At 69.4% G+C, this 20771-nt stretch carries 11 protein-coding genes; 4 read left to right on the top strand and 7 right to left on the bottom strand.

The genetic code is table 11. The features are described from left to right. Positions 1-40 precede the first annotated feature (40 nt). From BMZ17_RS10995 to mrcB, 3 genes are all read right to left on the bottom strand, one after another. Entirely contained in the window at positions 41-2044 is a 2004-nt protein-coding gene (locus BMZ17_RS10995) for an ATP-dependent DNA helicase (RefSeq protein ID WP_093138617.1), read from the bottom strand. A 67-nt stretch (positions 2045-2111) separates the two neighbouring features. Then, entirely contained in the window at positions 2112-2636 is a 525-nt protein-coding gene (locus tag BMZ17_RS10990) for a tetratricopeptide repeat protein (RefSeq protein ID WP_093138616.1), read from the bottom strand. After that, on the bottom strand, positions 2633-5062 hold the full coding sequence (gene mrcB / locus BMZ17_RS10985) for a penicillin-binding protein 1B (RefSeq protein WP_093138615.1): 2430 nt from the start codon (positions 5060-5062) through the stop codon (positions 2633-2635). Before mrcB ends, BMZ17_RS10990 begins: the two co-directional genes overlap by 4 nt. A gap of 98 nt (positions 5063-5160) precedes the next feature. On the opposite strand from mrcB, the gene BMZ17_RS10980 reads away from it, so the two are divergent. Beyond that, positions 5161-7272 (top strand): glycosyltransferase, encoded by a 2112-nt coding sequence (locus tag BMZ17_RS10980; protein WP_093138614.1) that lies wholly within the window; start codon positions 5161-5163, stop codon positions 7270-7272. Position 7273: 1 nt separating this feature from the next. Here BMZ17_RS10980 and BMZ17_RS10975 read toward each other — a convergent pair whose 3' ends face one another. The 3 genes from BMZ17_RS10975 to BMZ17_RS10965 form a co-directional block, all read right to left on the bottom strand. Then, entirely contained in the window at positions 7274-8137 is an 864-nt protein-coding gene (locus BMZ17_RS10975) for an EcsC family protein (protein WP_093138613.1), read from the bottom strand. A 38-nt stretch (positions 8138-8175) separates the two neighbouring features. Continuing rightward, entirely contained in the window at positions 8176-9756 is a 1581-nt protein-coding gene (locus BMZ17_RS10970; RefSeq protein WP_254775282.1) for a hypothetical protein, read from the bottom strand. Between the two features lie 73 nt (positions 9757-9829). Continuing rightward, positions 9830-11983 (bottom strand): RelA/SpoT family protein, encoded by a 2154-nt coding sequence (locus BMZ17_RS10965; protein ID WP_093138612.1) that lies wholly within the window; start codon positions 11981-11983, stop codon positions 9830-9832. Between the two features lie 130 nt (positions 11984-12113). On the opposite strand from BMZ17_RS10965, the gene BMZ17_RS10960 reads away from it, so the two are divergent. Further along, the gene (locus tag BMZ17_RS10960; RefSeq protein ID WP_093138611.1) at positions 12114-13913 is read left to right on the top strand and encodes a chloride channel protein; all 1800 of its coding nucleotides are present in this window, start codon (positions 12114-12116) and stop codon (positions 13911-13913) included. 1 nt (position 13914) lies between these two features. On the opposite strand, the gene hrpA is transcribed toward BMZ17_RS10960, so the two are convergent. Beyond that, entirely contained in the window at positions 13915-18039 is a 4125-nt protein-coding gene (hrpA, locus tag BMZ17_RS10955) for an ATP-dependent RNA helicase HrpA (protein ID WP_093138610.1), read from the bottom strand. Positions 18040-18123: 84 nt separating this feature from the next. On the opposite strand from hrpA, the gene BMZ17_RS10950 reads away from it, so the two are divergent. Further along, positions 18124-18669, top strand: a complete 546-nt coding sequence (locus tag BMZ17_RS10950) for a Dps family protein (RefSeq protein ID WP_093138609.1) — start codon at positions 18124-18126, stop codon at positions 18667-18669. Between the two features lie 258 nt (positions 18670-18927). Next, a complete protein-coding gene (gene recQ, locus BMZ17_RS10945) occupies positions 18928-20736 on the top strand; it encodes a DNA helicase RecQ (RefSeq protein ID WP_093138608.1) in 1809 nt (602 codons plus the stop codon). Positions 20737-20771: the final 35 nt, after the last annotated feature.

Here is a 20771-nt window from a genome sequence, read left to right as displayed (position 1 = left end):
AAGTGGCTCCCACACGATCGGCATCCCTGATCCGCCCGGCCTATTGGCCGAAGAACGCCTGCACGTCGGCCACCTCGCGCGTGCGCGAGAACGGCGGCAGCGATTGCATGAACGTGCGGCCATAGGCCTTGTTGCTCAGGCGCGGGTCGCACAGCACCAGCACGCCACGGTCGGATTCACTGCGGATCAGCCGGCCCACGCCCTGCTTGAGCGCGATCACCGCCTGCGGCAGCTGTTCGTCGCGGAACGGATTGCCGCCGGCGTTGCGGATCGCCTCCAGCTTGGCCTCGAACACCGGATCGTCCGGAGCAGCGAACGGCAGCTTGTCGATCACCACCACGCTCAGCGCCTCGCCGACCACGTCCACGCCTTCGCGGAAACTGGCCGAGCCCAACAGCACGCCATTGCCCGATTCGCGGAAGCGCTGCAGCAGCGTGGCGCGCGGCGCCTGGCCCTGCACGAACAGCGGCCACGGCGCATCGCGCAAGGCCTCGGCCGCCTCGCGCAGCGCGCGATGCGAGGCGAACAGCAAAAACGCGCGGCCGTTGGAGGCATGCAGCACCGGCAGCAGCGCGGCGATCAGCGCCGCGCCATAGCCGCGCGCATTCGGGTCCGGCAATCCCGGCGGCTGGTAGCACAACGCCTGGCGCGGCCAGTCGAACGGGCTGGGCTGCAGCAGCGTGTGCGGGTCGTCCAGTCCCAGCCGCGTGGCGATGTGGTCGAAGCCCTCGCCCACCGTCAGCGTCGCCGAGGTGAAGATCCAGGCCGCGCGCGATTCCTCGCGGTGCTGGCGCAGCGGTCCGGACACATCCAGCGGCGTGCGCTGGCAGCGGAAGGCGCGCGGCGTGAGTTCGTACCAGAACACATCGGTAGACGGGCCGCGTGGCGCGTCGTCCTCAGGCGGCAGCGGGAAATCATCGTTGGCGTCGGCCTGCACGGCAGGCAGCGGCAGCTCGTCGGCGGCCGGTTCGCCCAGCCAGCGCTGCAGGCGGCCGGTGATGTCGCGCGCGCGCGCATGGCAGGCATCCACGCCGGGCGCGGCCGCGGCCAGCGGCGCCAGCGCGCGGGCCAGGTCCTGCAGCGCGATCACCAGCGTATCGAAGCCCTCGCGCACCGCCGGACTGCCGAGCGCGCGCTGGCGCGTGCCGCGCGGCGGCAGGCCTTCCATCGCCGCGCGCAGCTCGCGCAGCGCGAAATCCAGCCCCCGCGCCAATGGCTCGACCTGGGCGAGCGCGCCGGGCACGGCGCGGCTTTCGCTGATCGCATCGCGCACCAGCTCCTGCAGCGGACGCAGCCCGAAACCTTCGCCGAAGAAATTGGCCGCCAGTTCCGGCAGCTGGTGGGCCTCGTCGATGACGAAGGCCTGCGCGCCGGGCAGGATCTCGCCGAAGCCTTCCTGCTTGAGCGCCAGGTCGGCCAGCAACAAATGATGATTCACCACCACGATGTCGGCGGCCTGCGCGCGCTGGCGCGCCTGCACCACGAAGCAGTCGTCCCAGAACGGGCATTCGGTGCCCAGGCAGTTGTCCACGGTCGAGGTGACCATCGGCAGCAGCGGCGAATCCTCGGGCAGGGATTCCAGCTCGGCCATGTCGCCATAGCGGGTGCGCCCGCTCCACACCACGATGCGCTGGAACTGGTCGACCTGGTCGCGGCTGGCGAACTGCGGCTCGCCGCGGGCCTGGCTCAGCCGGTAGCGGCACAGGTAGTTCGCCCGCCCCTTCAGCAGCGCGGCGCTGTGGCCCACGCCCAGCGCCGCGCGCACGCGTGGCAGGTCGCGGTGGAACAGCTGGTCCTGCAGCGCGCGGGTGCCGGTGGACAGGATCGCCTTCATCCCTGACAGCAGCACGGGCACCAGATAGGCGAAGGTCTTGCCGGTGCCGGTGCCGGCCTCGGCCAACAGCGTGTCGCGCGCATCCAGCGCATCGGCGATCGCGCCGGTGAGGTTCAACTGCGCCTGGCGCGGGACGAACCGCTCCAGCCGGATCGCCAGCGCCCCGCCCTCGCCCAGCGCCTCGCGGCTGGCCTGCGACAACTGGGACATCAGCGCGCGTCATCCCACGCCGCCGTGCGGCGCGAGGCCAGCGGCGGCGCGGTCAACGCCATCCAGGTCACATCCGGTCGAAGCCGGCCACGGTGCAGCTGGCGATCTGCGCGTGGGCCGAGGCGGCGTTCTGGTCCTGGTTGCGGGCCAGCTGCGACTGCTCGATGGTCGCCCAGTGGCGACGGCACAGCGGGCCGGTCTTGGAGCCCAGCTCCAGCGCCTTGCGCGACAGGGTCTCGGCCCGGTCCCACTCGCCCAGGGCGAGCGCGACTTCGGCGCGTTCCTGCAGCACGGCAGGGTCTTCGGGGCTGATCAGCAGGGCCTGGTTGAGGGCTTCGGCCGAAGCTTTCCAGTCGCCGCGCTTCTGCGCCGCGACCGAGGCCTCGCGCAGGTCTTCGACTTCCGGATCACGCACCGGCTGGATCGCCAGCTCGCGGTCGTCGGCCTTGGCCACGGCCAGCACGGCGTTGAGCGCCTGGGTCGGGGTCAGCTTCGGCGGCGCCGGCGTCGGGGCCGGCGCCGGCTCGGTGACGCAGGCGGCGAGCGGCAGCAGCAGGGCAGCGGTCAGGGCAAGGCGCGTGACGGTGTTCATAGCGGACTCGTGGAAGGCGCCGGCTGCGCCGGGGCGGGAATTTCGCGGGCCGGGGCGTCCGGCTCCTTCGGCGGCAGGCCGAACCAGCGGCGCCAGCCGCCACCGGTGTCGTCGCCGGTCTGGTACTGCTGGCAGTCGCCGCGGGCGGGCGCGTAGCCGGCCACGAACGGGAAGCGCCGCGCGCCCGGGCAGCTGGCGTCGACGGCGGCCGATTCGGCCACCCACTGCCAGTCCAGGCCTTCGTTGGAGACCTGCAGCGGCGCGCTGGGCAGGCGCGAGAAGATCCCCGACCAGACCCGCATCGCGCCGGTGGCGCCGTACAGGCCGGTTTCCAGGTTCTGGTCGTTGCCCATCCAGATCACGGCCAGGTGGTCGCCGGTGTAGCCAGCGAACCAGCTGTCGCGACCATCGTTGCTGGTGCCGGTCTTGCCGGCTGGCGACAGGCGACCCAGGCCATCGGACAGCAGCTGGCGGCCGGTGCCATCGGTGACCACGTCCTGCAGGGCGACGCTGATCAAATGCGCGGCGATCGAGTCGCCCTTCTGCGCGCTGGCCGGGGTCTTGTCGTAGCGGTTGAGCACGCGACCTTCGGCATCGATCACCCCGCGCACGGCGTGCAGGGGCTGGATCTCGCCGCCGGAGGCCAGGAACTGGTAGGCCTGCGCCATCGCATACGGGCTCTGGTCGGTGGCACCCAGCAGCAGCGAGGGATTGGGGTCGGCCTGGATGCCAGCCAGCACTTTGATCAGGTCGGCCACGCGCTGCGGATCAACCTTCATGCCCAGCGCCACGGTGGCCTGGTTGTAGGAGTGCGCCAGCGCATCGATCACATGCACGCGGCCGTGGCTGCGGTTGTCCGAATTGCCCGGGCTCCAGCTCTTGCCACGGCCCAGCGGCACGCTGATCGGCGCATCGTCGATCCAGCTGGCCAGCGACCAGGTATCGGGCTGGGCCAGCGCCAGCAGGTAGACGAACGGCTTGATCAGCGAGCCGACCTGGCGCTGGGCCTCGACCGCACGGTTGAAGCCCGGCGCGGCCACGTCGCGGCTGCCGATCACGGCCAGCACGTCGCCGTTGTGCACGTCGGTCATCACCACGCCAGCCTGCAGCGGCGGGCGCTTGCCCTTCTCCAGCTGGGTGATGGTGCGGGTCACCGCGCCTTCGGCGTAGGCCTGGGCCGAGGGCGACATACCGGTCATCACGGTCAGGCCGGCGCCCTGCAGGGCGTCTTCAGGATAGTCGTGCGCCAGCTGGCGACGGACCAGGTCCACGTAGGCCGGGAAGCGGTTGGCCGCGGTGATGCCCGCATCCTTGGTCACGCCCAGCGGCGCGGCGATGGCGCGGTCGAATTCCTTCTGGTCGATCAGCTTGGTCGCCAGCATCCGGCGCAGCGCTAGGTCACGGCGCTCCTTGGCACGCTCGGGATGGCGCCGTGGATCGTAGTAGGACGGGCCTTTGACGATGCCGATCAGCAGCGCCATCTGCTCGGTGGACAGACTGTCCAGGTCACGCCCGAACCAGAATTCCGACGCAGCCGACACGCCATGGATCGCCTGGCTGCCGCGCTGGCCCCAGTACACCTGATTGAAGTAGGCCTCCAGGATCGTGCGCTTGTCGTAGCGCGCCTCCAGGATCACCGCGTACAGGATTTCGTTGAACTTGCGGCTGACCGTCTGTTCGCGACCAATGCCGAGCAGGCCGCTGCGAGCTAGCTGCTGCGTCAGGGTGCTCGCGCCCTGGCGGGTCTCGCCGGCGCTGCTGACGAACTCCCAGCCCGCACGCACGATGCCCGACAGGTCGATGCCGTGATGCGTGGCGAAATCGCGGTCTTCCACCGCCTGGAGGCCGGTGACCAGCAGCTCGGGTACGTCTTCCAGCCGGACCAGGCGGCGCTCTTCCTGCTGCTTGCCGTACAGGGTGGCGATACGGGCCGGGTCCAAGCGCGAGGACTTGATGTTGCGGCCGCGGGTCAAGTCGCGCAGGCCGAGCACGTCACCGTTGGACAGGGTCACCTGCACCCGGGTCGCCGGGATGATGTGGTCCACATCGGTGAAACCGCGGCTGGCGATGGTGAAACGATTGCCGCTGCGGGCATAGGTGCCCGGCGCCTGGCCCTTGTCGTCTTCCTGGTAGGACGCCGCGTCCAGCTCGGTCTTCAGCGTGGCCGCGTCCAGCGCCTCGCCCGGCGCCAGCGGCAGCGGGCGCGCATAGACGCGGGTCGGGATCTGCCACTGCAGCGCACCAAAGCGCTGGCCGACCTGATGGTTCAGGTAGGCGACGTAGGGAATCATGAAGCCAAGGCCCAGTCCCAACAGGGCCAAAGCAATGGTGATCAACCGGTTGCGCCACGCCGGAGCCGGCTGCGCCTGGTCGTCCTGATCGTCGTACGTGTCGTCGGCGTCGTGTTCGTCGTCGTTGCGGGCCACTGGGATGCGACAATAAAAGGGACAGGAGAGTCTAGCGCAGGCGGGTGAATGCCCGGCTTCGGCGGCCTCCACCCGATCAGCTGGAGTTGTGAACGAACATGCCGATGTTGCTGGATGACACGCGTTTTCTTCTGACGCGCGCGACATCGACCCTGCGCCGGATGCTCGCCAGCCTGCGCACCCGCGGCCTGTCCCAGACCCTGGAACGCGTCCACCAGCGGCTGGGGAGCCAATTGGCCCGGCGCGCGCCAGCGCAGCCGCTTTGGTTGCCCGCCTCGCAGCCGTTTGCACCGTTCGCCGTGCCGACCTCGGATGCGCCGCAGGCCAGCATCGTGATCCCGGTCTACGGCCAGCTGCAGATGACCCTGGACTGCCTGCGCGCCCTGGCCGCGCAGCCGCCGCAACTATCGATCGAAATCATCGTGGTCGATGACGGCTCGCCGGACGACACCGCGCAGGTGCTGCCCCAGGTCGAAGGCCTGCACTATCACCTGCGCGCCCGGAACGGCGGCTTCATCGCCGCCTGCAACGACGGCGCGGCGCTGGCCCGCGGCGAGTTCATCATCTTTCTCAACAACGACACCCTGCCCCAGCCCGGCTGGCTGGAAGCACTGCTGGCAACGTTCACCACGCATCCCGATACCGGTCTGGCCGGGGCGAAGCTGGTCTACCCGGACGGGCGCCTGCAGGAAGCCGGTGGCGTGGTGTTCGCCGATGGTTCGGCGTGGAACTATGGCCGCTTTGATTCGCCCGATGACCCGCGCTACACCTATGTGCGCGAAGCCGATTACCTCTCCGGCGCGGCCGTGGCGATCCCGCGCGCCCTGTTCAACCGGATCGGCGGCTTCGACACGCGTTTCGCGCCGGCGTATTACGAGGACACCGACCTGGCCTTCGCCGTGCGCGCGGCCGGGCTGAAGACTCGCTACCAGCCTGCTTCGGTGGTGGTGCATCGCGAAGGCGCCACCGCCGGCACCGACGAGAAGACCGGCGTCAAGGCCTATCAAGTTCGGAACGCCGTCGTTTTCGCTGAGAAATGGCGCACTGCCTTGGCTGGCCAATTTGCGGAACGAGAAGCCCCATCGCCGGCGAGCTTGCACGCGAAACAGCGGCAGATACTGGTCATCGACACGCTGACCCCGAAAGCTGATCGCGATTCCGGGTCGCTGCGCCTGGTCAACCTGATGCAGTTGCTGCAAGCCGAGGGCGCGCATGTATGTTTCGTTGCCGCCGACGCAGCTTTCGTTCCCGAATACACCCCAGCGTTGCTGTCACTGGGGATCGAAGTCTGGCATGCCCCCTTCATCAAGCGTTTCCCCCAGTTCTTCAAGGCTCACGGAAAACGCTTCGATGTGGTGATGCTGAGCCGGCACTACGTTGGCGATCAATTCGTCCCGTTGGTCCGCCGGCATGCGCCCCAGGCCAGGGTCATCTTCGACACTGTCGACCTGCACTATCTGCGCGAGCGCCGCGGCGCGGAGACCAGCGGCGATGCGCTGATGCGCAAGCAATCGCATGCGACCCAGGCGCTGGAACTGGCGGTGATGCGTGCGTCCGATACGACCCTGGTGGTGAGCCCGGTCGAACGCGAGGAGCTGGCCCGCGAAGCGCCTGATGTGAAGGTGGAAATCCTGTCCAACCTGCACCAGCTGGGTGGCGCCGGCGCGGCTTTTGAGGCACGCCGTGACCTGCTGTTCGTCGGCGGCTTCCACCATCCGCCGAACGTGGATGCGGTGCAGTGGTTTGCTGATGAGGTGTTCGCGCGGGTGCGCGCGCAGTTGCCGGACGTGCAGTTCCACATCGTCGGCATTGATCCGCCGCCGCAGGTCCAGCGCCTGGCGACGCAGCCGGGCATTATCGTGCACGGCCACGTGCCCGACCTGTTGCCGCTGCTGGAAGGCAGCCGGATCGCGCTTGCGCCGCTGCGCTACGGCGCCGGGGTCAAGGGCAAGATCAACCAGGCGATGGCGCACGGGCTGCCGGTGGTCGCCACGACGATGGCGGTGGAAGGCATGCACCTGCGCGACGGGGTGGATGTGCTGGTCGGCGATACGCCCGAGGCGTTCGCTGACGCGGTGGCGCGCCTGTATGGCGATGGCGCGCTGTGGCAGGCGCTGGCGACGCACGGGCTGGCCAACGTGCAGCAGCATTTCTCGCTGGATGCGGCGCGCGCCACGGTGCGGCGCGTGTTCTTCGACGACGCGCCCTGACTCAGTCCGCCAGCAACGCGGCAATTGCCTGGTAGGCGGTGCGCACGGTCTCCGGGCCGTGCAGGGCTTCGAGCCGACGCACGATGAAGTGTCCGCGCGCCATGCTCTGGAAGTGGTCCATAAAGATCGAGTTGACCGTCGCGCCGCCCACCGCGCCCAGCACCGGCATCCACTGCGCGGCCGCCTTCTCGCTGACCTGGATCGAATACCGCTGGGCGATCGCCTTCACCAGGCTCACCAGCACCGGCGCGCCTTCCTTCTGCAGGCCGTGGCGCGCCACGTGCGTGGCCGCGTCGGACACCATCCGGCTCATCGCCTCACGTGCGGCGTAATAGCCGACCTCGGCCGCGTCGTCTGCCGGCGAACTGCCGCCCATCGCCAGCACGCGCACGCACTCCAGGCGCACGGCGGGGTCGCTCAAATCCGCGCCTTCGCTGCGGGCGATGTCGGCGATCGAACGCAGCATGATCGTGGTGGTCAGCGGCAGCTCCACCGCCAGCGCGCCCAGGCCGAACGCGCCACCCACCGCTCCGGTCGCTGCGGTCGCGCCGAGGTGCCACCAGTCCGAGGACTTGCGCGCGCCTTCCGGTTTGCTGCGGGTGTCCATCGTGGTCAGCGACACGCGCAGCGCGGCGCCGATCGCCTTGCGCGCGGCGAAAGCGATTACCGCGTTCGCGCGCTTGGGCAGGAAACCGATCAGCTTCTCCACCGGGGTGCCGACCAGGTTGGCCACGCGCGCGCCGAAGCTGGGGTGTTCCAGCCGCTGCACCGCCTGGCGCAGCTGCTCCAGATCCTGCGGACCCAGCGTGCCGGCGCTGCCCAGCGGAATCAGTTCACCCGCCAATGCGGCCTGTGCCTTGCTCATCGCCGGTTCCTCAAGGACATGCGGTTCGAAAACATGCGCTAACCACCACCGGCACGCGCATGCGCCACGCGTGCGGCGAAGTCATCGAGTCCGGGCGCGCTGCGATCCAGGCCGCGCGCACGCTGCAGCGCCTCGCTGGCCACGCGCAGTTCGCCTGCGCCGAGCCGTTCGGTGCCGATGTCGATCCAGCGCATCGCCAGCTGGCGCCGGGCCACGCCCAGGTTGCCGTCGCCCGGGGCGATCGCCTGCCAGGCATCCAGGCAGGTCTGCGCCGCGCGCACACGGTTGGCGGACAGTTCGCGACGCACGCATTGCTGGACGTCGGGCACCAGCTGCTGCGCGGCGCGGCGCACCTGCGGATCGTCAGGCGCCAGCGATTGCGCGGCGCGGACCTTGTCGAAAGCGCTCTCGCCCGGCGGATCGATCCAGTTGCCGCGCGCGGCGGCGCGATCGGCATCGGCCAACAGCGCGCGCACCCTGCGCTGGCGCTGCGGCGAGGCCGGCATGGTTTGATCCAGCTGCGCCTGGCTGCGATGCGCACGTTCGATCGCACGGGTGACCTCGGCCACAGCGGCTGACTGCGGCGCCAGCGCGCGCGCCTGTTCCAGGTCCGCCTGCGCACCGGCGAAATCGAAATCCGACGCCTGCCGGCGCGCGCGCTGGGCGTACTGCGCCGCCGCGTTCTGCAGACCCAGCGTGGCCGCGGCGTCGCCGGGCACCGCGGCCAGCACGTCCTGGTAGGTGCGCACTGCCGAGTCCAACCGGTCGCGGCGCAGGTCGGTATCGGCCTGGCGACGCTGCTGGTCCAGCGTGCGTGCCAGCAGCGCGCTGGCGCCGGGGAGGTCGTAATGGCCGGCGTCGTAACCGCGCACGCTGGCGATCAACGCCGCGCCTTCGGCCAGGTGCCCGCCCTGCAGCGCCTTGCGTGCCTGCTGCAGCTGGTCGGAAAGCAGGTCCTCGCGCCCTTCCAGCGCAATGGTGTTGTCCGGCTGCAGCGCCAGGACCTGTTTGAACAGCGGCAAAGCTGCATCCGGCGCGCCATCGATACGGCCCGCAGCGCGCGCGGCGACCGCATTGGCGATCAGCGTGCCGATGCCTGCCGCATCGGATTCGCGTTTGCGCAGCTCGGCGGCGACGGCATCGGACTGCGCCTGCGGCACCTGCAGCTGGCGGGCCAACGCGAGCGCATCGCGCGCGGCCGCCAGGTCATTGCCCTTGAGCGCAGCCTGCGCCTGGGCGATCGCCGCCGTGCCCACGCGCGCCAGGCCATCGCGTGCTTCGCGACGATCGTTGTCCAGCGCCAGGGCCGCCTCGAAGCGCTGGCGCGCGCCGCTGCCATCGGCCGCACTCAGTTTGCCCTGGCGGATCGCCGCATCGCCCTGGTCCAGCAGCGCCTGCACGCGCGTGCCCTGCCACAGGCGATCGGCGATCGGCTTGCGCAGCAGCACCGCCGACGCCAGGCCCGCGACCACCAACGCGCCCAGCAGCCAGGGCCACCACGGTCGCGCCGGCCGCGCGACCGGGCGGCGCGGACGCACGCGCCCGTCATCCGGCGCGGCATGCCAGTCGATGTGCGGTTCGATCCTGCCGTCGGGCAGTGGGTCGGGCGGGGAAGTCACGCGCGGCAGTATCCGCCAGCCCACGTGACGAGCCGATCCCCACGCTGAACGCGCGTGGCGGCTCGCCCGGCCATCAACCGGCCCGGCGCGCGTCCTGCACGCCGGGCAGCGCGTCCAGCTTGCCCAGCAGCGTGGACAGCTGGCCGTAGTCAGACACCTTCAGGCGCAGCTTGAAGCGGATCTTGCCGGGGCTGCCGGCCGCATCGCTGTGGATGTCCAGCACGTGGGCATCTTCCTGCGCGATCAGCGTGGTGATGTCCTTGAGCAGCCACTTGCGGTCGATCGCGTTGATCAGCGCATCGACCTCGTACCCGCCGCCGGCCACGCCCCACTCCACCGGCAACACGCGCTGCGGATGCTGGGCCGACAGCCGCCGCAGCGCGGCGCAATCGCGCCGATGCACGGTGACGCCGCGGCCGCGCGTGAGGTAGCCGACGATGGGCTCGCCCGCCACCGGCTGGCAGCACTTGGCCAACTGCACAAGCAGGTTGCCCACGCCCTGCACGGTGAAGCGCGACTTGTCCGCGCCCGGGGCGCGCTGCACCGGGCGCCGCGTGGCGTTCTGCAACGGCAGCGGCGTATCGCCGGCCTGCGCGCGCTGGTCTTCCTGCAGCGCGCGCGCGACCTGGCTGGGGCCGGTGTCGCCCAGTGCGACCTGGATGTACAGCTCCTCCGCTGTTTCGGCACGGAATTTCTTCAACGCGGGCGCCAGCTCCAGCTGGTGCAGGTGCAGGCGCTTGAGTTCGCGTTCCAGCAGGTCCTTGCCCGCGGCGATATTGCCGGCGCGGTCGAGCTTGTGGAAATACGCACGCACCTTGTCGCGCGAACGCGCGCTGGCCAGGAAACCGCTCGACGCCTGCAGCCAGTCGCGCTTGGGTTCGCCGGTCTTGTTGGTCAGGATCTCGACCCGATCGCCGCTGTGCAGTACGTGGCCCAGCGGCACGATCCGCCCGTTGACCTTGGCCCCGCGCGTGCGGTGCCCGACCATCGTATGCACGTGGTAGGCGAAATCCAGCACCGTGCCCCCGCGCGGCAGGTCGATCACCTCACCCTTGGGCGTGAGCGTGTAGATGCGATCCTCGGCCAGCTCCGCATCTAGCGCGCCGCCCAGCACGGCCTCGCCTTCGCCGTCGTGGCCGTGTTCCAGCAGGCGCCGCATCCAGGCGATCTTGCGGTCGAAGGCCGCATCGCCGCCGCCTTCCTTGTAGCGCCAGTGCGCAGCCACGCCGAGTTCGGCCTGGGCATGCATGTCGTGGGTGCGGATCTGCACTTCCAGCGCACGCCCTTCCGGGCCGACCACGGCGGTGTGCAGCGAGCGGTAATCGTTGGCCTTGGGCCGGGCGATGTAGTCGTCGAACTCCGACGGGATCGGCGTCCACAGCGCATGCACCACGCCCAGCGCGGCATAGCACTGGGCCACGTCGCTGACCGCGATGCGCACCGCGCGCAGGTCGAACAGTTCGTCCAACGCCACCTGCTTGCGCTGCATCTTCTTCCAGATGCTGTAGATGTGCTTGGGCCGGCCGCTGACCTCGGCCGCGATGCGATGCTCGGTGAGGGTCGCGCGCAGGGTCGCCTTGACCTTCTCGATGTAGCGCTCGCGCGCCGCCCGCTTGTCATCCAGTTGGGTGGCGATGGAGCGATAGGTGTCCGGCTGCAGGTGGCGGAAGGCCAGGTCCTCCAGCTCCCACTTGAGCTGCCAGATGCCCAGCCGGTTGGCCAGCGGCGCGTGGATGTCGCGGGTCAGCAGCGCCAGCTCCCGGCGCTGGGCGGCGTCCAGATGGCTGGCCGCACGCATCCGCGCAAGCTGGCGCGCCAGCAGGATCGGCACCACGCGCAGATCCTGGATCATCGCCAGCAGCAGCCGGCGCAGGCCTTCGGTATTGCGGGCGGCCCCAGGCTCGGCATGCAGCGCCCAGACCTGCGCGGCGGCGGCCTGGCCATCCATCAGCGTGGCCATGCCCGGCGCCTCGCGGCGCAGCTGCGGCATCAGGCCCGGCTGGATCGCGGGCAAGCCCGACAGCAGCGCCGCGCCCAGCACCTCGGCATCGGCGGACAGACCGGTCAGCGTGGCCAGGGTGTCTTCCAGCACCGGCCACGCATCGGGCATCCCCGTCTGCGCGTCGGGCAACCCCAACGCGGCCTGCGTCGTGGTCCGCAGCGCCTGCGGCAGTCCCGCCAGGACGGACTGGACGACAGCGGGCAAGGGCGAAGACGTTGCGGACATCGGGGCGGACACTGACACGGTCGACAGGGACGAGGCGACTACACTAACGGTCTGATCAACGCGGGAACACCCATGCACCGCCCAGCGCGTGCGCGCGTCGCCATTGATGCCCTTTTGCGAAGGAACCGCGATGCAGGCCATGCCACACACGGCTGATCGCCTCTGGCAGGCCTCGCGCGCCCAGCTCCACCGCCCGCTGGACTGGCTGCGGCGGCAGTTCCGCGCCAATGACCTGTGGTTCATCGGCCTGGCCACGCTGGTCGGGCTGATCGCCGCGGGACTGACCCTGCTGCAGGGCGAACTGGCGCATGCGGTGCAGCGTTGGCTGTTCGATCTGGCACCGGAGGAACGGCTGAGCGCCAGCGACAGCCTGAGCCTGTCGCAGCTGCTGGTGCTGCCGCTGGGCGGCCTGCTGGTCGGCCTGGTGACGCTAGCGGCGCGGCGGCGCAAGCGGCCGCTGGTCGATGCCGTGGAAGCCAACGCGCTGCACGGCGGGCGCATGTCGATGCGCGACAACCTGATCGTCTCGCTGCAGACCTTGCTGTCCAACGGCTTCGGCGCCTCGGTCGGGCTGGAGGCCGCCTACGCGCAGATGGGCTCGGGCGCCGGTTCGCAGCTGGGCCGGATCCTGCGCGTACGCCGGGCCGACATGCGCACCCTGGTCGGTGCGGGCGCGGGCGGCGCGATCGCCGCCGCGTTCGGCGCGCCACTGGCCGGCGCATTCTATGCCTTCGAAATCGTCATCGGCGCCTACACGCCCTCCGCGCTGGCGCCGGTGGCCGCGGCCGCACTGGGCGGCGCCTTCCTGGCAGAAGCCCTGGGCGCCCCGCCCTACCTGCTCCCCGCGGCCTCGGCCTATCAGCTGGAACCCCGCGACTACGCGATCTACATCGCGCTGGGCCTGACCTGCGCGCTGATCGGCATCGCGGTGATGCGCCTGGTCGCCGGGATCGAACGCGTCATCGGCAAGGTCAACCTGCCCGTCTGGGGCCGGCCGGTGGTCGGCGGCCTGCTGCTGATTCCGCTCGCGCTGTATTCGCCGCAGGTGCTGTCCTCGGGCCATGGCGCGCTGCACCTGGACATCAGCGGCGACAACACGCTTCAGCTGCTGGCCACGCTGCTGGTGCTCAAGTGCCTGGCCTCGGGCATCTCGCTGGGCTTCGGCTTCCGCGGCGGCCTGTTCTTCGCCTCGTTGTTCATGGGCGCACTGGTCGGCACGTTCTTCGCGATCGGTTTGAACCAGCTGGTCGGCGAATCCTGGGTGGACGTCACCAGTGCCGCGCTGGTCGGCATGGCCGGCCTGGCGGCCGCCATCGTCGGCGCGCCAATGACGATGGCCATGTTGATCCTGGAAGGCACCCACGATTTTGTCCTGGCCAGCGCCGTGATGGCCGCGGTGCTGGTGGCCAATACCGTGGTGCGCCAGGCCTTCGGCTACTCGTTCTCCACCTGGCGCCTGCACCTGCGCGGCGAGAGCATCCGCAGTGCGCGCGATGTGGGCTGGGTGCGCAACCTGTCGGCTGGCAAGATGATGCGCAAGGACGCCAACCACACGCCCGATGCGACGACCGTGGCCGAATTCCGCCGCCGCTTCCCGCTGGGCTCTACCCAGCGCGTGGTGCTGGAAGACGACGCAGGCCACTACGCCGGCATCGTGCCGCTGGCCTTCATCTACGGCGATCGCATCCGCCTGGATGCCACCGTCGCCGAATACGCGCAGAACAAGGACGCCGCGCTCAGCGCGGATACCGACATCGTCTCGGTCATGCACGCCTTCGACACCACCCAGACCGATGAACTGGCCGTGGTCGACGCCGAGCGCAAGGTGCTCGGCGTGCTGTCCGAAGGCTTCGTCCGCAAGCGCTACGCCGAGGAATTGGAAAAGCGACAGCGGGAGTTGATGGGCGAACGTGTCGTCAGCGACGACTGACTCAGCGCGCCTGCAATGCCGCAACGCGCTGCGCCAGCTTCTTCGGACTGATGCCACTGCGCGCGCCCAGCTCCTGGGCGAACAGCGACACACGCAGTTCCTCGATATCCCAGCGCAACGCCTGCCAGTCATCGGACTGCCCCTTTCCAGAGGCGGCTGCATCGGTCAATGCCTGCACGAACGGCACCAGTTCCAGCATCCGTTGCTGGTCGCGGGTGGGATCGCGCTTGGCCCGTTCGGCGCGCAGCTTCATCGCCTTGAGGTAGCGCGGGAACTGGGCAAGTGCTTCGGCCGGCGTCTGCCGCAGGAAGCCCGGATGCACCAGCGCCGCCAGCTGCGCATGCAGATCGTCAAGGTTGCCGCGCGCCCACCCCATCAAGGGCGCTTCCAGCCCGGGCTTGAGTTCGGCGACCGCACTGAGGATGGATTCGGCCAGCTTGAGCCGCTCCATTGCCTCGCCGAACAGACCCTTGCCGGCGGCATCGCGTCGCTGCGCGAACGCGCCGGGGTCGCGGATCTCGCTCAAGCCCTCGGCCAGCACCGCGTTCAACGCCGCATCGACGATGTCGCCGCGCAGGCGTTCCTGCGATTCCAGCGCCGCATACAGCAGCCCGGTCTTGGGCGAGACCGGAAGCTGCTTGCGCGCCTGCTTGACCTTGTCGGCCAGCGCGATCTCCAGCAGACGACGCACGCCCTTGGGATGGGCGGACGCGGCCTGCGCACGATCGGCGAAGATCCGCAGCGCGGCGCTGTCGCCTTCATCCACCAGCGCCGGATACGCCGGCACGCCGGCTTCGCCCGGCACCTGCAGCGGAATGGGATCGTGCGGAAACGCATGCAGGCCTTCGCTGGCCAGCGCGCGTCCGGCGCGCGCGGCGAACGCGTGACCGGCACGCGTGCCGAAGCGTTCGCGCAGGTCATCCAGATCACGCGACGAGGCCAGCACCTTGCCATCCTCATCGCGCAGGCGCAGGTGCATGCGCAGATGCGGCTCCAGCGACGCCTCGTCGAAATCCAGCGCACTCACCGGCACGCCGACCGCCTTGGACAGGAAACGCGCCAGCTCGCCCCGCAGGTCATCGGCCGACGGCTTGGCAAACGCCTCGTAGAACGCGCGTCCGAAATCCGGCGCCGGCACGAAGTTGCGCCGCTGCGCCTTGGGCAGCGAACGAATCAGCCCGGCGGCCTTCTCCGCCACGAAGCCCGGCGCCAGCCACGACAGCCGCGTGGGATCGAGCGCGTTGAGCAGGTGCAGCGGGATCTCCAGCGTCACGCCGTCGTCTTCGGCGCCCGGCTCAAACTTGTACTGCAAAGGCAGGCGCGCATCGCCCAGCGCGAAATACTTCGGATAACGATCGGCCTCGCTGCCTTCGCCCGGCAACAGGTCGGCCAGCGACCAGCGCAGGCCGTTGCGTTTGTCCTCGGCCAAGGTTTTCCACCACGCATCCAGGCCCGAGGCCGAATGCAGCTCGCCGGGAATGCGATCCAGATACCAGCGCGCCTGCCAGTCCTCGTCGGCGACGATGCCAGCGCGGCGCAGCTTGGCTTCTTCCTCGTGCGCGGTGGCCAGCACCTTGCCGTTGTCGGCGACGAACGCGGCGCGGGTATTGATCTCGCCCGGCACCAGGCCCTGGCGCACGAACAGTTCATGCGCCTCGCTCGGCGCGATGCGGCCGTAGTGCACGGGCTTCTTCGGCGCCAGCACTAGGCCGAACAGGCTGATCTGCTCAGAGGCCAGCACCTGGCCCTGCGCGCGCGACCAGTGCGGGTCGAAGTGCTTGCGCGCGAGCAGCTGCGGCACTTCGGCAATCACCCAGTCCGGCTCGATCGACGCATTGGTCAGGCCCCACACGCGCTGGGTATCCAGCAGCGTGGCGGCCAGCACCCAGGCCGGCGGCTTCTTGGCCAGCGCCGAGCCGGGGAAGAGATGGAAGCGACGCTGGCGCGCGGCGAGGAAATCGCCCTTCTCGGTGCGATGGCCGACCTGCGTGGGCAGGCCGGCAATCAAGGCGCGATGCAGCGATTGGTACGCCGCACTGCGCTCACGCTCGCTGATGCGCGAACCGTCTTCGACCTGCGGTTTGTTCGATTGCGGCGCAGCGGCTTGCGGTGCTGAAGCCGCTTCGCTGCGACCCTCGCGCGCCAGTCGCGCGGCGCGGTGCAGCTCGCCCCGGGTCGGGCGCGAGGACGGCTTGCCTTCGCCCGCGACCGGCGCCGCGGGCGAACCGGCCAGCAGCGGGGCCATCGACGCAGGCGATGGCTCTTCGGCCCAGCCCAGTTCCTCGCACAGCAGGCGCAGCTGGCGGTGCAGCTCGCGCCACTCGCGCATGCGCAAAAAGCCGAGGAAATTCCGCCCGCACCAGTCGCGCAGCTTGGACTGGGTGAGGTCTTCGTGTGCCTGGCGATAGCCATCCCACAGTCGCAGGATGCCGACGAATTCCGAACGCGCGTCTGCAAATTTCGCGTGCGCGTTGTCGGCGGCTTCGCGCGCTTCCGGCGGACGCTCGCGCGGATCCTGGATGCCCAGGAACGCGGCGATCACCAGCATCGGCCGCAGACAGCCGTGGGCCTGTGCGGCAACCAGCATGCGCGCCAGCTTCACGTCCACCGGCAGGCGCGCCATCTTGCGGCCGACTTCGGTCAGCTTGCGCAGGCCGTGGCGATCGGCATCGGTGACCGCGCCCAGCTCGACCAGGTTTTGCCAGCCATCTGCGACCGCGCGCTCGTCCGGCGCCTCCAGGAACGGGAAATCCTCGATCCGCCCCAGGCCCAGCTGCAGCATCCGCAGGATCACGCCGGCCAGCGACGAGCGCCGGATTTCCGGATCGGTATAGCGCGGGCGTTCCTCGAAATCGGCCTGCGCGAACAGGCGCACGCAGATGCCTTCGGCCACGCGGCCGCAGCGGCCCATGCGCTGGTTGGCGCTGGCCTGGCTGATCGGCTCGATGTGCAGGCGGTCCAGCTTCTGCCGCGGGCTGTAGCGCTTGACGCGGGCAAAGCCCGGATCGACCACGTAGCGGATGCGCGGCACCGTCAGCGAAGTCTCGGCCACGTTGGTCGCCAGCACGATCCGCCGCTGCGACCCGGGATTGAACACCGCATCCTGATCGCTGGCCGAGAGCCGCGCGTACAGCGGCAGCACTTCGGTATGGCGGTACTTGCGCCGCTCCAAAGCCTGGTGCGCGTCGCGGATCTCACGCTCGCCCGGCAGGAAGATCAGCACGTCGCCGCGCGCGTCCTCGCGGGTGATTTCATCCACGGCCGCGACGATGGCTTCGTTGACACTGCGCTCGTTGCCGCTGGCGGGCTCGTCGTCTTCGCCACCAGGCGCAGCTTCATCGAGCGGGCGATAGCGCACTTCCACCGGATAGGTGCGGCCTTCCACGCTGACCACCGGCGCATCGGCGAAATGCGCGGCAAAGCGTGCCGTATCGATGGTGGCCGAGGTCACGATGACCTTCAGGTCGCGGCGCTTGGTGAGCAGCTGCTTCAGGTAGCCCAGTAGGAAGTCGATGTTGAGGCTGCGCTCGTGCGCCTCGTCGACGATGATCGTGTCGTAGTTCGACAGCCATCGGTCGCTGGCGATCTCTGCCAGCAGGATGCCGTCGGTCATGAACTTGATGCGGGTGTCGTCGCCGACGTTGTCATTGAAGCGCACCTGGTAGCCGACCGCGCCGCCCATCGGCACCTGCAGCTCCTCGGCCACGCGCCGGGCGACCGCGCGCGCGGCGATGCGGCGCGGCTGGGTGCAGCCGATCATCCCGGCCACGCCACGCCCGGCCGCCAGACACAGCTTGGGCAGCTGGGTAGTCTTGCCCGAGCCGGTCTCGCCAGCGATCACCACCACCTGGTGCTGGCGGATCAGTTCGACGATCTGGTCGCCTTCACGTGCGATCGGCAGCGCTTCATCCAAGGTCACGCGCGGCAGCGAGACGGCACGCGCCTGGCAGGCGCTCACCGAGGCCTGCAGCGCCTGGCCGAAGCGCTCGCGCAGCTGGGCATCGTCGGGCTTGGCCTTCCAGCGCGACCACAGGCCGTGTAGACGGCCACGGTCGCGGCTCAGCGCGCCGTCGATGGCACGCCGGGCGGCGTCGGGAGATTGGGGGAGCGTTGCGATTGATGCCATGAATCGATTGTTCTAGATCTTTTGATTACTAATCTTTATCTATCGTGTTTATTGTGAACCATCGCCACTGACCAGGAGCCTGACATGGCCAAGTCCAAACCCGCTACGAAGACCAAGAAGAAGGCCACCCCGCTCGCCGCCGCCCCCAGCGCGCCGAACGTGGACATCGGCATTTCCACCGGCGCCCGCAAGGAGATCGCCGATGGCCTGTCGCATTTCCTGGCCGATGCCTACACGCTGTACCTGAAGACCCACAACTTCCACTGGAACGTGACCGGGCCGATGTTCAATTCGCTGCACACCATGTTCGAAGGCCAGTACACCGAGCAGTGGGGCGCGCTGGATGAAGTGGCCGAGCGCATCCGCGCCCTGGGCTACAACGCGCCGGGCTCTTACGCCGAGTTCGTCAAGCTGACCTCAATCCCCGAGGAACCCGGCCTGTCCAACAGCGCCGACTGGAAGGAAATGGTCCGTCAGCTGGTGGTCGGCAACGAGGCCGTCTGCCGCACCGCCCGCGTGACGCTCAAGACCGCCGACGACGGCCACGACGACCCGACCGTGGACCTGATGACCCAGCGCCTGAACACCCACGAGAAGTACGCGTGGATGCTGCGTTCGCTCCTGCAGTAATCCCTTCGGGGCGTCGCCCCTGCGGGCTTACCCCAAGGTTCCGCCGTAGGCGAAACCTTGGGCCCCTGCTCACTCGCTGGCCAGATCCCCGCGCCTTCGGCGCGCCCCCTTGACTCAAGGGGGCTTTCCTCCAGCAAGTTGGCCGGGGGATTGAAGCAAAACGTCAGCGATTTCCGACAAGGCTTTCCACCAACGCCCGGCCCTGCGCCGGGCGTTGTGCGTCTGGGGGATGAGACGCCGGCCCGGTATCCTGTACGCATGCAGGAACAAGCACTTGAAATCCTCCACCGGGTGTTCGGCCACCCCGGTTTCCGCGGCGAACAGGCCGCCATCGTCGAACATGTGGCCAGCGGACACGACGCCCTGGTGCTGATGCCCACCGGCGGCGGCAAGTCGCTGTGCTACCAGGTGCCGGCGCTGCTGCGCGAGGGCACCGCGATCGTGGTGTCGCCGCTGATCGCGCTGATGCAGGACCAGGTCGAGGCGCTGCGCCAACTCGGCGTGCGCGCCGAATTCCTCAATTCCTCGCTCGACGGCGAAACCGCGCAGAAAGTCGAGCGCGACCTGCTCGCCGGCGAGCTGGACCTGCTCTACGTCGCACCCGAGCGGCTGCTGACCGGACGTTTCCTGTCGCTGCTGGACCGCGCGCGGATCGGCCTGTTCGCCATCGACGAAGCGCACTGCGTCTCGCAGTGGGGCCATGATTTCCGCCCGGAATACCGCCAGCTCACCGTATTGCACGAGCGCTGGCCTGACATTCCGCGCATTGCGCTGACCGCCACGGCCGATCCGCCGACCCAGGCCGAGATCGCCGAGCGCCTGCAGCTGGAAGATGCGCGCCGCTTCGTCAGCTCGTTCGATCGCCCCAATATCCGCTACACCGTGGTGCAGAAGGACAACGGCCGCCGCCAGCTGCAGGACTTCCTGGCCGATCACAAGGGCGAGGCCGGCATCGTCTACTGCATGTCGCGCAAGAAGGTCGAGCAGACCGCCGAGTTCCTGCGCGAGAAGGGCTTCGACGCCCTGCCCTACCACGCCGGCCTGGACGCGCAGGTGCGCGCGGACAACCAGCGCCGGTTCCTGCGCGAGGACGGCATCGTCATGTGCGCGACCATCGCCTTCGGCATGGGCATCGACAAGCCGGACGTGCGTTTCGTCGCGCATACCGACCTGCCCAAATCGCTGGAGGGCTACTACCAGGAAACCGGCCGCGCCGGCCGCGATGGCGAAGCTGCGCAGGCCTGGCTGGCCTACGGCCTGGGCGATGTGGTGCTGCTCAAGCAGATGATCGAGCAGGGCGAAGCCGCCGAGGAGCGCAAGCGCCTGGAGCGCCGCAAGCTCGACCAACTGCTGGGCTACTGCGAATCGATGCAGTGCCGGCGCCAGGTGCTGCTGGCCGGCTTCGGCGAGACTTATCCCAAGCCTTGCGGCAACTGCGACAACTGCCTGACGCCCGCGGCCAGCTGGGATGCGACCGATGCCGCGCGCAAGGCGCTGAGCTGCGTGTACCGCACCGGCCAGCGCTTCGGCGCCGCGCATCTGATCGACGTGCTGCGCGGCGGCGACACCGAGCGCATCCGTCAGTTCGGCCACGACAAGCTCACTACCTATGGCATCGGCACCGATGTCGATGCGGCCGCCTGGCGCGGCGTGTTCCGCCAGCTGGTCGCGGCCAGCGTGCTGGAAGTCGATACCGAAGGCCACGGCAGCCTGCGCCTGACCGCATCGGCCAAGCCGATCCTGCAAGGCCAGCAGACGGTCCTGCTGCGCAAGGATTCGCCCAAGTTGCGCCAGCGCAGCAATACCAGCGGAAGCAGCAGCCCGGCCGCGGCGGAAGTCTCCGAATATGACCAGCCGCTGTTCCAGGCCCTGCGCCGCCTGCGCGCGCAGCTGGCCAAGGAACAGAACGTACCGGCTTACGTGATCTTTCACGACGCCACCCTGCGCAACATCGCCGAGCAACGCCCGATCGACCTGCGCGCCCTGGCCAAGGTCGGCGGCGTCGGCGGCAGCAAGCTGGACCGTTACGGACCAGCGCTGATCGAAGTGGTGCGCGAGGCCGGCTGATGCCCGCCTCTTCCTTTCACCGATAACGGACTGCC

The organism is Pseudoxanthomonas sp. GM95 (genome assembly GCF_900109775.1).
In the GTDB taxonomy this organism is placed as follows: domain Bacteria; phylum Pseudomonadota; class Gammaproteobacteria; order Xanthomonadales; family Xanthomonadaceae; genus Pseudoxanthomonas_A.
The sequence above is the reverse complement of the archived record's forward strand: the minus strand, read 5'-3'. Positions and strand labels throughout refer to the sequence as shown.

Excerpts from the sequence above, each read along its gene's own strand:
- recQ (WP_093138608.1), top strand. The coding sequence starts at position 18,928 with ATGCAGGAACAAGCACTTGAAATCCTCCACCGGGTGTTCGGCCACCCC.
- BMZ17_RS10960 (WP_093138611.1), top strand. The coding sequence starts at position 12,114 with ATGCAGGCCATGCCACACACGGCTGATCGCCTCTGGCAGGCCTCGCGC.
- BMZ17_RS10975 (WP_093138613.1), bottom strand. The coding sequence starts at position 8,137 with ATGAGCAAGGCACAGGCCGCATTGGCGGGTGAACTGATTCCGCTGGGC.
- hrpA (WP_093138610.1), bottom strand. The coding sequence starts at position 18,039 with ATGGCATCAATCGCAACGCTCCCCCAATCTCCCGACGCCGCCCGGCGT.
- BMZ17_RS10995 (WP_093138617.1), bottom strand. The coding sequence starts at position 2,044 with ATGTCCCAGTTGTCGCAGGCCAGCCGCGAGGCGCTGGGCGAGGGCGGG.
- BMZ17_RS10965 (WP_093138612.1), bottom strand. The coding sequence starts at position 11,983 with ATGTCCGCAACGTCTTCGCCCTTGCCCGCTGTCGTCCAGTCCGTCCTG.
- BMZ17_RS10950 (WP_093138609.1), top strand. The coding sequence starts at position 18,124 with ATGGCCAAGTCCAAACCCGCTACGAAGACCAAGAAGAAGGCCACCCCG.
- BMZ17_RS10980 (WP_093138614.1), top strand. The coding sequence starts at position 5,161 with ATGCCGATGTTGCTGGATGACACGCGTTTTCTTCTGACGCGCGCGACA.
- BMZ17_RS10990 (WP_093138616.1), bottom strand. The coding sequence starts at position 2,636 with ATGAACACCGTCACGCGCCTTGCCCTGACCGCTGCCCTGCTGCTGCCG.